We start from the raw sequence: 13,951 nt of genomic DNA, 5'->3' as shown, positions 1-13,951 counted from the left end.
AAGGCGTGGTTTGCGAAGCATTCGCTCGAATCAACCACCGGCGACTGCACTTTGTGAACTGCCCTTGAACGTGGGCCTCGACGGCGAGTGTTTCACTCTGCGATCGGGCTTGTTTCAGGCCTCATGTCACCTGCGCTCGTTACACCGGCTGGCCATTCGTTGTCACCGAAAGCCCCGTAGGACGGCCTCGCGCCCTTGTGAATTGCGTTGGGCAGGGCCGGTAGTCTTACCGTTTGTCCGCTGTCCAGGCCGCTTTTGGCGGCGTTCGCGACTATAGCAGCAATCATTAAGTGCTTCAAATCCATAAAAAATTGTTATGATTTGCGCCATGACGACTATCACCCCCCCAACCCCCGGCGTTCAGCTGGTAGAGGTTGCGCCGGAACTTGCCGGTCAACGCATCGATAATTTTCTGATCACGTACCTCAAGGGCGTTCCCAAGACCTTGATTTACCGCATATTGCGCAAAGGCGAAGTGCGAGTGAACAAGGGGCGGGTCAAGCCGGAGTACAAGCTTCAGGCGGGCGACATCGTGCGCGTTCCGCCCGTTCGCGTGCCTGAGCGCGACGAGCCGGTGCCGGTGGCCCAAGGGCTTTTGCAGCGGCTGGAGGAAGCCATTGTCTACGAAGACAAAGGCCTGATCGTGCTCAACAAGCCCGCTGGCATCGCGGTTCATGGTGGTAGCGGCCTCAGTTTCGGTGTGATCGAAGCCTTTCGTCAGTTGCGTCCTGATGCCAAAGAACTGGAACTGGTCCATCGCCTGGATCGCGACACCTCCGGTCTGCTGATGATTGCGAAAAAACGCAGCATGCTTCGGCATTTGCATGAGCAATTGCGCGGTGATGGTGTCGACAAGCGCTATATGGCGCTGGTGCGTGGCAACTGGCCGACTTCGCAGAAGCAGGTGCGAGCTCCGTTGCTCAAAAGCAATCTGCGGTCCGGCGAGCGCATGGTCGAGGTGAACGACGAAGGCAAGGAGGCGTTGACGTTGTTCAAGGTTCTGCGCCGTTTCGGCGATTTCGCCACCATGGTCGAGGCGCGCCCGATCACTGGGCGTACCCATCAGATCCGCGTGCACACATTGCATGCGGGCCACAGCATTGCGGGCGACAGCAAGTACGGCGACGAAGATTTCACCCGCGAGATTCGGGATCTGGGCGGCAAGCGGTTGTTCCTGCATGCTTACGCGCTGACCGTGCCGCTGCCTGATGGTGGCAAGCTGGAATTACAGGCGCCTGTCGACGAGATGTGGGCCAAGACCGTGGAGCGATTGAGTGCGCCCTGATTACGAACTGCTGATTTTTGACTGGGACGGCACGTTGTCCGATTCCATTGGCCGGATCATCGACGCGATGCGACAGGCGGCAGGTCTGGCCGGGCGACCGGTGCGAGACGACGAAGCGATCAAGGGCATCATCGGCCTGGGGTTGCCAGAGGCGATTCGTACGCTGTACCCGGACATCACGGCCAACGATCTGATCGATTTTCGCCAGCATTACGCCGACAGCTACATGGCCATGGATGCCGAGCCGTCCAAGTTGTTCGATGGCGTGCGCGAGTCTCTGGAAGCCTTTCGGGCCGAGGGCTACCGTATGGCGGTGGCGACCGGCAAGGCGCGCCGCGGTCTGGATCGTGTGCTCAAGGCTCATGGTTGGCTGGATTATTTCGATACCACCCGAGCGGCCGACGAAACGGCGAGCAAGCCTGATCCGCTGATGCTCAATCAGATTCTTCAGCATTGTGGCGTAAGGCCCGAAAAGGCATTGATGGTCGGGGACGCGTCTTTCGATCTGCTGATGGCGCGCAATGCGGGCATGGATTCTGTTGCTGTAAGTTACGGCGCCCAGACGCTGGACGCTCTCCTTCAATATTCGCCACGCTTGGCCATCGATCATTTTTCCGAGTTGCGCACCTGGCTGGGCAAGAGAGCCACCGAATCTTCGTTGTTGGGGTAAATGCACTATGTCGGACGAATGGAAATCGCCGTCTTCGCAAGAGCGGGACGACGCGGGGGATGCAAAAAGCTGGAAGTTGCTGGAAAAAACGTTGTTGGCGAATGTTCAAGAGCATCGCCGCACGCGGCGTTGGGGGATTTTCTTCAAATCGCTGACGTTCATCTATCTGTTTGCGGCGCTGGCGCTGTTCTCGCCGCTGATGGATTTCGGCAAGGGCGCATCGCGCAAGGCCAGCCACACGGCCCTGATAGAAGTCAAAGGCATGATTGCCGACACCGAGGCCGCCAGTGCCGACAATATCGTCGGCAGTCTGCGGGCTGCGTTCGATGACGAGAAGACCAAAGGTGTGATCTTGCGCATCAATAGCCCGGGCGGCAGTCCGGTGCAGTCAGGCTACATCTATGACGAAATCCGCCGTCTGCGCGCGAAGAAGCCGAATATCAAGGTGTATGCGGTCATCAGTGATCTGGGGGCGTCCGGCGCTTACTACATTGCCAGTGCGGCTGACGAAATCTACGCCGACAAGGCGAGTCTGGTGGGGTCCATCGGCGTGACGGCTGCAAGCTTTGGCTTTGTGGGCACCATGGAGAAGCTGGGTGTCGACCGTCGCGTCTACACCTCGGGTGAGCACAAGGCTTTCCTCGATCCGTTCCAGCCGCCAAAGGCTGATGAAACGGCATTCTGGCAGGGTGTGCTGGACACGACGCACAAGCAGTTCATTGCCAGCGTGAAAGCTGGGCGAGGGGATCGCTTGAAGGACAAGGATCATCCCGAGCTGTTTTCGGGGTTGGTCTGGACAGGCGAGCAGGCGGTAGGGCTGGGGTTGGTGGATGGTCTGGGCAGTGCCAGCTACGTTGCGCGTGATGTGATTGGCGAGAAAGAGATTGTCGATTACACCGTTCAGGAGTCGCCACTGGACCGGTTCTCCAAGAAGATCGGTTCCAGCGTTGCTGAGAAGATCGCAATGTGGGCCGGCTTTGGTGGGCCTTCGCTGCGCTGATACCGTTGCGAGGTGACAGAAACCCGGCCATTGGTCGGGTTTTTTGTCGTCAGGGAATGTGCACGCCTTCATTCATGAGCATGTCCACCAGCCTTATTAAAGGAAGGCCGATCAGGCTGGTGGCGTCGGGGCCTTCGGTGCTTCGAAAAAGGCTTACGCCCAAGCCTTCGGCCTTGAAGCTGCCCGCGCAGTCGTAAGGTTGTTCGGCGTGCAGGTAACGGCTGATCTGATCTGTACCTAGTTGGCGCATGTGCACGGTGAACGGCACGCAGTCGACCTGGCAATGGCCGGTCTGGCTGTTGTATAGCGCAAGACCGGTCAGAAAACTCACGCTTTTGCCGCTGCTGGCACTGAGTTGCTCAGCGGCGCGCTCGAACGTGTGCGGTTTGCCGAGGATGTGTTCGCCGAGTACCGCGACTTGGTCGGAACCGATGATCAGGTGGTCTGGAAACCGCGCTGCCAGGGCCATGGCTTTTTCCTGTGCCAAGCGTTTCACCAGTGCGACAGCAGACTCCTGAGGGCGGTGGCTTTCATCGATATCAGGCGACGCGCAGACGAACGGCAGGTTCAGGCGGCCGAGCAATTCACGGCGATAAGGCGAGCTGGAGGCGAGAAGCAGAGGCAGCATGGGGTTCTCCGAAACATGAAAGTCGAGTGTAATCAGCGGGTCAGGTTGCGAACAGCCCTGAATTTCCTTTGACAGTCGCCGGGGTCGTCCCTAGAATGCTGCGCCTATGTTGAATGACCCGATTCCACCTCACGTTGACCCGCGCAAATTAGCTGATCGTGGCGCCACTCTCCAGGGAGCGCTGCCGCTGGCTGATTTGGAGAGACTCTGCGACCCGCTTGCTGACAATCTCGGTACAGTGCAGGCGAAATTCGTTTTTGAACGAGACGAGCGACGCGCCGTGGTTTTCCACAGCGACATCGACGTCGAAGTCAAAATGGTTTGCCAGCGTTGTCTTGAGCTGGTCACCCTGCCGATCCACAGCGAATGCAGTTACGCCGTGGTAAAGGAGGGTGCAAACACCCAGTCGTTGCCGAAAGGCTATGACGTGCTGGAACTCGGCGAAGATCCATTGGATCTGCTGGCGTTGATCGAGGAAGAGCTGTTGCTCGCCTTGCCCATTGTGCCTGCTCATGATCCGAAAGAATGCCAGCAGCCGGCGGGCCTCGATGAGCCCGAGCCGAGCGTGGACGAGGTAACGCGGTCCAACCCGTTCAGTGTATTGGCGCAGTTAAAGCGTGACCCAAACGTTTAGGAGTTAATCAATTATGGCTGTTCAGCAGAACAAAAAATCCCGCTCTGCCCGTGACATGCGCCGTTCGCACGACGCTCTCGAGGCTAGCGCTCTGTCTGTAGAAAAAACCACTGGTGAAGTTCACCTGCGTCACCACGTGTCGCCAGAAGGCGTATACCGTGGCCGTAAAGTGATCGACAAGGGCGCTGACGAGTAATTTCTTGTCCGCTCCGATCATCGCGATCGACGCAATGGGCGGGGACTTCGGTCCCCGCAGCATTGTTCAGGCCAGCATTGCCTGCCTGCTCGCTACCCCCTCGCTTCACTTGATCCTCGTGGGTCACGCTCCCCTTCTTGAAGAACTCATCGCACGCCATTCCGGTGTCGATCGGTCGCGCCTGTCCGTTGTACACGCCAGTGAGGTCATCACGATGGATGACCGCCCGTCGCTTGCGTTGCGCGGCAAACCGGACTCATCGATGCGTGTGGCGTTGCGTTTGCTTGCGCAGGGTACTGTTCAGGCGTGCGTGAGTGCGGGGAATACGGGTGCGTTGATGGCGCTGTCGCGGTTTGTTCTCAAGACGCTGCCTGGCATCGACCGTCCGGCCATGGTTGCGGCCATTCCGACGCAGCGCGGGTACTGTCAACTGCTCGATCTGGGTGCCAACGTCGATTGCAGTGCAGAAAACCTTTACCAGTTCGCCGTCATGGGATCGGTGGCGGCTGAAGCGCTGGGTGTCGTGCGGCCGAAGGTGGCGCTGCTCAATGTCGGCACTGAGGACATCAAGGGTAATCAGCAGGTGAAGCTCGCCGCGAGTCTTCTGCAAGCGGCGCCCGGCCTTCATTACACCGGTTTCATCGAGGGCGATGGGCTGTACCGAGGCGAGGCGGATGTAGTCGTTTGTGACGGCTTCGTGGGTAATATCCTGCTCAAGTCCAGTGAGGGGCTGGCGACAATGATCGGTGAGCGGATTGAAACACTGTTCCGCCAGAATGTGATGTCCAGAGCGGTAGGGGCACTGGCGATGCCGTTGCTCAAGCGGCTCCGGGCCGATCTGGCACCGGCTCGGCACAATGGCGCCAGCTTTTTGGGTTTGCAGGGCATTGTGGTGAAAAGTCACGGTTCGGCAGGGGTTCAGGGCTTTCAGAGCGCCATACAGCGCGCGTTGATCGAGATTCAGGAGAATCTGCCTGAGCGTCTGCATGGGCGGCTGGAAGAACTGCTCTAGTGTGACTTGCGCTAGAATGTGACGCCTGTGACTGGCCGGTCATCCAACGCTCCAGTTGCAACACATTGAATTACCAAGCGTTCGGCCTGGCCGGACGCTCTTTTTGACGACAATAATCAGGGGCTTGTTCATGTCTGCTTCCGTCGCATTCGTCTTTCCGGGCCAAGGCTCGCAGTCCCTCGGCATGCTTGCCGAACTGGGCGCGCAATACCCGTTGGTTCTGGATACGTTCAAAGAAGCCTCCGATGCCCTGGGCTACGACCTGTGGGCGCTGACCCAGCAAGGGCCGGAAGAGAATCTCAATCAGACCGATAAAACCCAGCCCGCCATCCTGACCGCGTCGATTGCCTTGTGGCGTCTGTGGTTGGCTGAAGGTGGCGCGCGTCCCGCATTCGTTGCCGGTCATAGTCTGGGCGAGTACAGCGCACTGGTTGCAGCGGGCAGCCTTTCGCTGGCTGACGCGGTCAAGCTGGTCGAGCGTCGTGGCCAGTTGATGCAGGAAGCCGTTCCGGCAGGTCAGGGCGGTATGGCGGCCATTCTGGGGCTGGAAGACGCTGATGTCATCGCTGCCTGTGCTGAAGCGGCTCAGGGTGATGTGGTCAGTGCCGTCAACTTCAATTCGCCAGGCCAGGTGGTGATTGCCGGTGCCAAGGCGGCTGTTGACCGCGCCATTGAGGTCTGCAAGGCCAAGGGCGCCAAGCGTGCCCTGCCGCTGCCGGTCAGCGTGCCATCGCATTGCGAGCTGATGCGCCCGGCGGCTGAGCGTTTCGCAGAATCTGTCGCGGCCATCGATTGGCAGGTCCCGCAGATTCCGTTGGTGCAGAACGTCACTGCGGCGGTGGCTGCGGACCTGGACACGTTGAAAACCGATTTGCTGCAACAGTTGTACAAGCCGGTTCGCTGGGTTGAATCGATCCAGACCCTGGCTGCCAACGGTGCGCTACAACTGGTCGAGTGTGGTCCGGGCAAAGTACTCGCCGGTCTCAACAAGCGTTGCGCCGACGGCGTGAACACTTACAACCTCAATACCCCGGATGCCTTCGCTGCCGCCCGTGCAGCGCTGGCCTGATCCCGATAAGGAGACGCTTGCATGAGTCTGCAAGGTAAAGTTGCATTGGTCACTGGCGCCAGCCGTGGCATTGGTCGGGCCATCGCCCTTGAACTGGGTCGTAACGGCGCTACCGTCGTAGGGACTGCAACGTCTGATGCCGGTGCTGAAAAAATTACCGCGTATTTCAAGGAAAGCGGTGTCGAAGGCTTCGGTCTGGCTCTGGACGTTGGCAGCGACGAGTCCGTGAGTGCCGTTCTGGCTCAGATCACCGAGCGTGTTGGCGCTCCGTTGATCCTGGTCAACAACGCCGGTATCACCCGTGACAACCTGATGATGCGCATGAAGGATGACGAGTGGCATGACGTCATCAACACCAACCTGACTAGCCTGTATCGCCTGAGCAAAGGCGTGCTGCGCGGCATGACCAAGGCTCGTTGGGGTCGTATCATCAGCATCGGCTCGGTGGTGGGTGCCATGGGCAATGCCGGTCAAGTAAACTACGCCGCCGCGAAAGCGGGTCTGGAAGGTTTCAGCCGCGCACTGGCGCGTGAAGTCGGTTCGCGGGCAGTGACCGTGAACTCGGTGACCCCGGGCTTCATCGACACTGACATGACGCGTGAACTGCCAGAGGCACAACGTGATTCCCTGACGGCCCAGATTCCTCTGGGTCGACTGGGGCAGGCAGAAGAGATCGCGCACGTGGTCGCTTTTCTTGCCTCGGAAGGTGCAGGCTACGTGACCGGGGCTACAATCCCCGTGAACGGCGGCATGTACATGTGACTTCCCGTACCGAAAAATTGTCATACGGGCTGTCTAAAATCCGTTATAAAGCTGAAATCTATTAATGGGTTGCGGGGCGATGGGGCAGGCAGGATTTGCGTTTAGCTTGAAATACGCAAAACCTCTTCTATACACTTACCCATCGGCCAGCTGCCCGAATTTGTCCACTAGGAGTTAAAACACGGTATGAGCACCATCGAAGAGCGCGTCAAGAAAATCGTTGCCGAGCAACTTGGCGTCAAACAAGAGGAAGTGGTCAACACCGCTTCTTTCGTTGAAGACCTGGGTGCCGACTCCCTTGACACCGTTGAGCTGGTAATGGCTCTGGAAGAGGAATTCGAGACCGAAATCCCTGACGAAGAAGCCGAGAAGATCACCACCGTTCAAGCTGCTATCGACTACGTCAACGCCCATCAAGGCTAAGACTTCGCAGTCATAGTTCGCTGTCCTGGAGAAACCGCACTGCCTCAGGCGTGCGGTTTTTTCTTTGAATAGGGCCAGCGTTTCGTCAATAGAATAAAGGAGAGTCCTGTGTCGCGTAGACGCGTCGTGGTCACCGGTATGGGTATGCTGACGCCGCTGGGTAATGATGTGCCCAGCACCTGGCAAGGTATTCTGGCTGGTCAGAGTGGCATTGGCCCCATCGAACACACGGACCTTTCGGCTTATACGACCCGTTTCGGCGGTTCGGTCAAAGGCTTCAACGTCGAAGAATACCTGTCGCCCAAAGAGGCGCGCCGTCTCGACCTGTTCATCCAATACGGCCTGGCCGCCAGCTTTCAGGCTGTGCGCAATGCCGGGATCGAAATCACCGACGCCAATCGTGAGCGCGTAGGTGTGGCCATGGGCTCCGGTATCGGTGGCCTGACCAACATCGAAAACACCAGCCGCCTGATGCATGAGCAGGGGCCGGGCAAGATCTCCCCGTTTTTCGTACCGGGTTCGATCATCAACATGATTTCTGGTTTCCTGTCGATCCATCTGGGCGCACAGGGGCCGAACTACGCCATCGCTACTGCGTGCACCACCAGCACGCATTGCATCGGCATGGCCGCGCGCAACATTGCTTATGATGAAGCGGACGTCATGATTGCCGGGGGCGCCGAGATGGCCGCCTGCGGTCTGGGCATGGGGGGCTTTGGTGCCTCGCGCGCGCTGTCGACTCGCAACGATGAGCCGACACGGGCCAGCCGCCCATGGGACAAGGGGCGTGATGGGTTCGTCCTGTCCAATGGCGCAGGCGCGCTGGTGCTCGAAGAGCTTGAGCACGCCAAGGCGCGTGGTGCGACCATTTACGCCGAATTGATCGGTTTCGGCATGAGTGGCGATGCGTTCCACATGACCTCGCCGCCCGACGACGGCGCAGGGGCTGCGCGTTGCATCACCAATGCTCTGCGCGATGCGAAGATAACCCCGGATCAGGTGCAGTACATCAACGCACACGGCACCTCGACGCCTGCGGGCGACCTGGCGGAAGTCAACGCCATCAAGTCGGTGTTCGGCGAGCACGCTTACAAGCTTGCCGTCAGTTCGACCAAGTCGATGACGGGGCATTTGCTGGGGGCGGCGGGCGCTATCGAGGCGATTTTCAGCGTGCTGGCGATCAACGGCCAGGTTGCGCCGCCGACCATCAACCTCGACGAGCCTGGCGAGGGTTGCGATCTGGACTTCGTGCCTCACGAAGCCCGCAGCATGCCGATCGACGTCGTGGTGTCCAACTCCTTCGGGTTTGGCGGCACCAATGGCTCGCTGGTGTTCCGTCGGTTCGCTGAATGACCCTGTGCTGGATCGATGGCCAGCCCGCCAGCCAACTGTCCGTGAAGGACAGAGGCCTGGCTTATGGAGATGGTTTCTTTGAAACCATTCTGGTCAAGGCGGGTAAGCCATTACTCTTTGATGGTCATTTACAGCGTCTGGCGTTGACCGGAAAGCGTCTTGCGTTCTCGCTCGATCTGCTTTTGGTCGAGTCGGAATGCCGGGTGTTCGCCAGCCAGATGCAGGAAGGGGTGATGAAATTGATCATCACCCGTGGCGATGGCTTGCGAGGTTATGCGCCAACACCGGGCGCGCGAGGTCTGCGCATTTTGCAGGCCAGTCCGTTGCCTGCCTATCCGCCGTCGAATGCCGAGCAGGGCGTGCGCCTGTATCCTTGTCAAACCCGCTTGGCCGAACAGCCGCTATTGGCAGGTCTCAAGCATCTCAACCGTCTTGAGCAGGTCCTTGCCCGGAACGAATGGCACGACGCTGAGCACGCCGAAGGCTTGATGCGTGACACGTCTGGCCGGATCGTCGAGGCGGTCTACAGCAACCTGTTCATGGTCAAGGGCGGCGTGTTGTTGACGCCGGATCTTTCCCGCTGTGGTGTGGCCGGGGTGATGCGTGCCGAGCTGCTGGCATTGGCCGAGGACGCGAATATGCCGGTTCGGGCACTGGATCTACAGATGTCCGATCTGCGCAAGGCCGACGAAGTTTTCGTCTGCAACAGTGTGTATGGCATCTGGCCGGTGCGGGCGTTCGAACAACTGATCTGGCCGGTTGGCGCTGTCACCCGTAAACTGCAACACCTCGTTCGCGGGCTTCTGGATATCTGATTCGTGATCCGAAAATTATTCGTCTTGCTGGAAACGGGTGTGGTTCTGGCGGGGCTGTTACTGGGTCTGGCCTTCTGGCAGCAGAACAACGCGCTGCAACAACCGCTGAACCTCACGCAGGAACAACTGCTCGATGTGCCTTCCGGCGCGTCACCCACGGGCGTGCTCAATCGTTTACAGGCAGACGGCGTGATCAAGGATGCCTTCTGGTTGCGCCTCTACTGGCGTTTCAACCTCGCGGAGCAAGCGCTGCACAGCGGCGAATACCGCATGACCCCGGGGATGGACGCCAGGGCGTTGCTGGCTCTGTGGCAAAAGGGCGAGGTCGTGCAATACAGCCTGACGCTGGTGGAAGGCTGGAATTTTCGTCAGGTCCGCGCTGCGTTGACCAAGCAGGCCAAGCTGGAGCAGACGCTGGCAGGCCTTAGCGACAGTGAACTGATGACGAAGCTCGGTCATCCGAATGTCTTCCCCGAAGGGCGCTTCTTTCCCGACACGTATCGTTATGTGCGCGGCATGACCGATGCCGAGTTGTTGAAACAGGCCTACAACCGCCTCGACGAAGTGTTGCAGGAGGAGTGGGACAAACGCGCAGCCGATGTGCCTTACGCCGATCCCTATCAGGCGCTGATCATGGCTTCTCTGGTGGAGAAGGAAACCGGCGTGCCGCAAGAGCGTGGGCAGATCGCAGGCGTGTTCGTGCGTCGTCTTCAGCAAGGCATGTTGCTGCAGACCGACCCCACCGTCATCTACGGTCTGGGCGAGCGGTACAACGGCAAGATCACCCGGGCGTTTCTGAAAGAGGCGACGCCCTACAACACCTATGTCATTTCGGGGTTACCGCCGACGCCGATTTCCATGGTCGGGCGCGAGGCGATTCACGCAGCCATGAACCCGGTGCCGGGAAACAGCCTGTATTTCGTGGCGAGAGGGGATGGCAGCCACGTCTTTTCCGCTGATCTGGATGCCCACAATGCGGCCGTCAAAGAGTTTCAGCTCAAGCGCCGGGCCGACTATCGGTCCAGCCCGGCACCGGTAACAACGCCTGCTGCGGAAAATGGCACCGACGCCGACAAGCCCGTGCCGGAATCGCCTGCTGCACCTCAAGTGCCGATGCCCGAACAACCGGCGCCCCCGACCGAGCCCAGCGACAAACCTGAAAAAAGCGAATCGACCCCGCAATGAATCTGATGAAGGACAGCCTGTGACTGGTTTGTTTATCACCCTTGAAGGTCCCGAAGGCGCGGGCAAAAGCACCAACCGTGAATTCCTGGCCGAGCGCCTTCGCAGCCACGGTATCGACGTAGTGCTCACCCGTGAGCCGGGCGGCACCCCGTTGGCTGAGCGCATTCGGGAGTTATTATTGGCGCCGAGCGATGAAACGATGGATGCCGACACCGAGCTGCTGCTGGTCTTTGCTGCGCGCGCGCAGCATTTGGCGGGTGTAATTCGCCCGGCGTTGGCCCGGGGAGCGGTGGTGTTATGTGACAGGTTTACCCAGTCGCTATATTCCTTGGGGGGATTGCGTAAACAGTGTCGTGGATCTGCAAAATCCACACCGTCACCCTCACTTCTCAGTAACTACGGCCTTTTCAGCCCCCAAATTTGCTAGCTTCACCCCCTTGATGGCCTTATCAGAGCAAAAAATGTAAACACGGGATTCGGGCTCCCTCACCGAATAGCCGAGGTAAACCCCCTTTGAGCGAAATCCGTCTTTTCGAGGGGTGAGTCGGATAGCGAAATGTAAACCAGCGTCCTGCGGTCAGATCGGCGCCTCCTAACATTACGTCCTTTCTGACTTTTTGAGCTATCGAGCAGCTCTCAGAGATCCCTGGAAAATATGTCCGACGAACGGATTCTGATGCCTTCGTCCCTGACGAAGCACTCAGTCGCCCCACAACAGCTTCCACGACAGACGTCGCGCGGCAGCCTTTCTTAAGCAAAGGCAGACGACAGGGGCGCGTATAGTGCTCAGTCGAGACCTAGGCACTGCCTGTCTGGATGGAATGATGCGTATTTGCACGAATCCTCCGAAATTCGGCAATCGCTTAGCCGGACCGTAAACGAATATTTCCGTTAACCTCCGACGTTAACGATAAAACACGTTAACGATCTCGCCCATCCGCTGTTAGCGCAGGGGGGGTGAGTTCCACGCCATACCACATGGCCTGCTGTGCGATGAGTGTCTAACCAGGGCGCCTATGAGTGAGCCCGACAACCTGCCGCGGTACAGAGCCCGATGGATCACACCGATTTTTCCAGGAAAGCAGTTTCATGCCGAGTAAGCATTTTGAGCGTCCGATGGTTTCGGAAATTGATAGGATCGACGCTATTTTCAATGATCCCACTACCTACCAAAGAAACAGGATTGACTATCCGGAGATCGAATTTCCCGGACTTGCGGTTGTGGTATCCCGCACAGTGGCGTTGAGGCGCGAGGTCCTTGCCTGGCTCATAGCCAAGACCCTGAGGAATATCAGCTATTTTGATGATGCTGATAAGGGTAAAGCGACAGTGGTTATCGCCAACCACAATCCTGCTGTTCTGGTGAGGCAGTTACTGGCCTTACTCGGGCGCTTGGATTTTTCCACTATCGATCAGGTGGTTATCTCGGATGATGATTGGCCGAAGCTGACCAGTGCAGTAAATCTGCTGGATGGGCATGAGGGTTCTGCTGAGGATCTGGTAGATGGCGAGACACCTTTCTCTCCAGACCCTGAAGCAAGATTGAAGTGGAGAAACGGTGCGATTGGCTTAGCTGAGCTGAAAGAGATAATTACCGCACAGCTGCCTGGCTCCAGCGTGGTGGTGGAGAATTATCATCTGGTCATGGATGTGGCGAATAGCGCCGACGCGCTTCGAGACCTGCGAAATATAGCTGCTGAGGCCGGAGTTTATCTGTACATCGGCGGTGGGATGACTCATTGGCATGAGGTTCGGGAAAAGCGCTCCGTGTACCTATCAGATCTGGCCGAGTCGCTTGCTGAAGCGGCGAATATTGCGGACCTGATCACCATCGTTTATCCAGGTTCTAGCGAGAATCAGGTGTGCGTGTTCGATCCGAGATACACCGCGCCATACCGGGAGGCATTTTCTCTGCCAGATTTGTGATGCGTTGGCGTGTGTCTGTCGAATGGGAAGCTGCTAGACCGATCATGCCAGTCAATGGCGGGCGAAGGGGAGACTTGAATCCAGCCTTGCGAAGCGCGTGCCGCGAAGTAGCCGGTGGGTGGTTGTAGAAAGCAACGGTTCGTGAAGTGTCAATGAGGGCCTGGCGATGGATGACCGGTATCGAGGTTGGCAGCCGCTAATCGACCAAATGCGTGCGGCCTGTGCAGCGCATGGCGTGCAGGTTCATATGAAGCCGAAAAATGGATACCTGGCTGTTGGGTTGCTGGCGCATGCCCCTCAATAGCTTCAAGCGCTGGCAGAACTGGTAGAGCAGCGCTCGGACCGCACATGCCAATCGTGTGGTGCTGAGCCAGCGTTGGAGACGGTTATGGAGGGCAGCGACTGGATCATGAAGCTATGTCCCGTATGCCAGTGTGTTCTTTCGAGCGAGCCGCTGTGCGGAGGTCATCAGAGGGTGTAGCTCGCCGGGCCCTGATGACATCCTCTGCTGGTCAGGAGAATTGCGTATACCCGTTGCCGGAGCTTCTTCGCAGAAGAGGCCAGGTGGGTTGGGCGTGGCCTCTTTGTGATCATGGTCATGCCTTGTGCAGGGCAACGGACGGGGTTACTCACATCGGAACTCCTCATGGACTCCTGAGGGCCCAAAGGCATCGGCTGGCGCGTCACTGATACTTGCTGCGTGATGCTACCAGCACATCAAGGCGCTTAAAGATCAGATCCAGGTCCTCAGCCGCGTAGCGCTTCTGCATCTTGCCGTATTGCGCCATCTCATCGTTGGGAACCTCAATGTAGTCGAGGCCCAGCGCTCTGGCCGCATTCCCTGCATTTGTGGGGTGTAAAGCATGCCCGTAGAGGGCTCTGTAGCGCTCTACGATTTCGGTTGCACTCAACGTCTCCTCATTCGGGCCTATGGCTTTGGCCATCGCAGAGCCGGTCGCAGGCGCCTTTTTATCATCGTGTCTCATCATGTCC

General features: G+C 58.4%; 15 protein-coding genes and 1 pseudogene. 14 read left to right on the top strand and 2 right to left on the bottom strand.

Features of this window, described 5'->3' with window-relative positions; genetic code table 11:
* Nucleotides 1-328 precede the first annotated feature (328 nt).
* From rluC to sppA, 3 genes are read left to right on the top strand one after another with little or no spacing between them, the layout of a single operon-like run.
* A complete protein-coding gene (gene rluC, locus ACI5GA_RS08845) occupies nucleotides 329-1,285 on the top strand; it encodes a 23S rRNA pseudouridine(955/2504/2580) synthase RluC (RefSeq protein WP_404638928.1) in 957 nt (318 codons plus the stop codon).
* Nucleotides 1,275-1,955: an HAD-IA family hydrolase gene (locus ACI5GA_RS08840; protein WP_404638926.1), complete on the top strand. Its 681-nt coding sequence runs from the start codon at nucleotides 1,275-1,277 to the stop codon at nucleotides 1,953-1,955. Before rluC ends, ACI5GA_RS08840 begins: the two co-directional genes overlap by 11 nt.
* Nucleotides 1,956-1,962: 7 nt before the next feature.
* Entirely contained in the window at nucleotides 1,963-2,955 is a 993-nt protein-coding gene (gene sppA, locus ACI5GA_RS08835) for a signal peptide peptidase SppA (protein WP_404638924.1), read from the top strand.
* A 49-nt stretch (nucleotides 2,956-3,004) separates the two neighbouring features.
* On the opposite strand, the gene ACI5GA_RS08830 is transcribed toward sppA, so the two are convergent.
* Entirely contained in the window at nucleotides 3,005-3,583 is a 579-nt protein-coding gene (locus ACI5GA_RS08830; protein ID WP_421422577.1) for a Maf family protein, read from the bottom strand.
* Nucleotides 3,584-3,689: 106 nt separating this feature from the next.
* On the opposite strand from ACI5GA_RS08830, the gene ACI5GA_RS08825 reads away from it, so the two are divergent.
* From ACI5GA_RS08825 to ACI5GA_RS08775, 11 genes and pseudogenes are all read left to right on the top strand, one after another.
* Entirely contained in the window at nucleotides 3,690-4,217 is a 528-nt protein-coding gene (locus ACI5GA_RS08825; RefSeq protein WP_404638920.1) for a YceD family protein, read from the top strand.
* 13 nt (nucleotides 4,218-4,230) lie between these two features.
* Nucleotides 4,231-4,413, top strand: coding sequence for a 50S ribosomal protein L32 (gene rpmF, locus ACI5GA_RS08820; protein ID WP_010447173.1), 183 nt, complete (start codon nucleotides 4,231-4,233; stop codon nucleotides 4,411-4,413).
* Between the two features lie 4 nt (nucleotides 4,414-4,417).
* Nucleotides 4,418-5,425: a phosphate acyltransferase PlsX gene (plsX, locus tag ACI5GA_RS08815; protein WP_404640447.1), complete on the top strand. Its 1,008-nt coding sequence runs from the start codon at nucleotides 4,418-4,420 to the stop codon at nucleotides 5,423-5,425.
* 130 nt (nucleotides 5,426-5,555) lie between these two features.
* Nucleotides 5,556-6,494 carry an ACP S-malonyltransferase gene (gene fabD / locus ACI5GA_RS08810; protein WP_404640449.1) on the top strand — a complete coding sequence of 313 codons (939 nt, stop codon included), beginning with the start codon at nucleotides 5,556-5,558 and terminating at the stop codon, nucleotides 6,492-6,494.
* 21 nt (nucleotides 6,495-6,515) lie between these two features.
* Complete coding sequence (gene fabG, locus ACI5GA_RS08805) at nucleotides 6,516-7,256, top strand: 3-oxoacyl-ACP reductase FabG (RefSeq protein WP_421422576.1); 741 nt, start codon at nucleotides 6,516-6,518, stop codon at nucleotides 7,254-7,256.
* Between the two features lie 186 nt (nucleotides 7,257-7,442).
* Nucleotides 7,443-7,679, top strand: coding sequence for an acyl carrier protein (acpP, locus tag ACI5GA_RS08800; RefSeq protein ID WP_404640453.1), 237 nt, complete (start codon nucleotides 7,443-7,445; stop codon nucleotides 7,677-7,679).
* A 108-nt stretch (nucleotides 7,680-7,787) separates the two neighbouring features.
* Nucleotides 7,788-9,032, top strand: a complete 1,245-nt coding sequence (gene fabF, locus ACI5GA_RS08795) for a beta-ketoacyl-ACP synthase II (RefSeq protein ID WP_421422575.1) — start codon at nucleotides 7,788-7,790, stop codon at nucleotides 9,030-9,032.
* A complete protein-coding gene (pabC, locus tag ACI5GA_RS08790) occupies nucleotides 9,029-9,847 on the top strand; it encodes an aminodeoxychorismate lyase (protein ID WP_421422574.1) in 819 nt (272 codons plus the stop codon). The genes fabF and pabC overlap by 4 nt, the downstream gene beginning before the upstream one ends.
* A gap of 3 nt (nucleotides 9,848-9,850) precedes the next feature.
* The gene (gene mltG / locus ACI5GA_RS08785; protein ID WP_421422573.1) at nucleotides 9,851-11,032 is read left to right on the top strand and encodes an endolytic transglycosylase MltG; all 1,182 of its coding nucleotides are present in this window, start codon (nucleotides 9,851-9,853) and stop codon (nucleotides 11,030-11,032) included.
* Nucleotides 11,033-11,051: 19 nt separating this feature from the next.
* Nucleotides 11,052-11,369 (top strand): annotated as a pseudogene (tmk, locus tag ACI5GA_RS08780) (dTMP kinase); the annotation flags it as partial.
* Nucleotides 11,370-12,121: 752 nt separating this feature from the next.
* Entirely contained in the window at nucleotides 12,122-12,958 is an 837-nt protein-coding gene (locus tag ACI5GA_RS08775) for a hypothetical protein (protein ID WP_421422572.1), read from the top strand.
* A 683-nt stretch (nucleotides 12,959-13,641) separates the two neighbouring features.
* Here the strand turns inward: ACI5GA_RS08775 and ACI5GA_RS08770 are convergent.
* Nucleotides 13,642-13,947 (bottom strand): hypothetical protein, encoded by a 306-nt coding sequence (locus ACI5GA_RS08770; protein WP_421422571.1) that lies wholly within the window; start codon nucleotides 13,945-13,947, stop codon nucleotides 13,642-13,644.
* Nucleotides 13,948-13,951: the final 4 nt, after the last annotated feature.

This window comes from Pseudomonas sp. Pseu.R1 (genome assembly GCF_045764065.1).
GTDB lineage: Bacteria > Pseudomonadota > Gammaproteobacteria > Pseudomonadales > Pseudomonadaceae > Aquipseudomonas.
This window is presented reverse-complemented; position numbering and strand designations above follow the sequence as displayed.

What these genes read in the sequence shown, in the direction of transcription:
- ACI5GA_RS08770 (WP_421422571.1), bottom strand. Translation starts at nt 13,947, where the DNA reads ATGATGAGACACGATGATAAAAAGGCGCCTGCGACCGGCTCTGCGATG.
- rluC (WP_404638928.1), top strand. Translation starts at nt 329, where the DNA reads ATGACGACTATCACCCCCCCAACCCCCGGCGTTCAGCTGGTAGAGGTT.
- ACI5GA_RS08775 (WP_421422572.1), top strand. Translation starts at nt 12,122, where the DNA reads ATGCCGAGTAAGCATTTTGAGCGTCCGATGGTTTCGGAAATTGATAGG.
- ACI5GA_RS08830 (WP_421422577.1), bottom strand. Translation starts at nt 3,583, where the DNA reads ATGCTGCCTCTGCTTCTCGCCTCCAGCTCGCCTTATCGCCGTGAATTG.
- fabD (WP_404640449.1), top strand. Translation starts at nt 5,556, where the DNA reads ATGTCTGCTTCCGTCGCATTCGTCTTTCCGGGCCAAGGCTCGCAGTCC.
- rpmF (WP_010447173.1), top strand. Translation starts at nt 4,231, where the DNA reads ATGGCTGTTCAGCAGAACAAAAAATCCCGCTCTGCCCGTGACATGCGC.
- fabG (WP_421422576.1), top strand. Translation starts at nt 6,516, where the DNA reads ATGAGTCTGCAAGGTAAAGTTGCATTGGTCACTGGCGCCAGCCGTGGC.
- pabC (WP_421422574.1), top strand. Translation starts at nt 9,029, where the DNA reads ATGACCCTGTGCTGGATCGATGGCCAGCCCGCCAGCCAACTGTCCGTG.
- ACI5GA_RS08825 (WP_404638920.1), top strand. Translation starts at nt 3,690, where the DNA reads ATGTTGAATGACCCGATTCCACCTCACGTTGACCCGCGCAAATTAGCT.
- acpP (WP_404640453.1), top strand. Translation starts at nt 7,443, where the DNA reads ATGAGCACCATCGAAGAGCGCGTCAAGAAAATCGTTGCCGAGCAACTT.
- sppA (WP_404638924.1), top strand. Translation starts at nt 1,963, where the DNA reads ATGTCGGACGAATGGAAATCGCCGTCTTCGCAAGAGCGGGACGACGCG.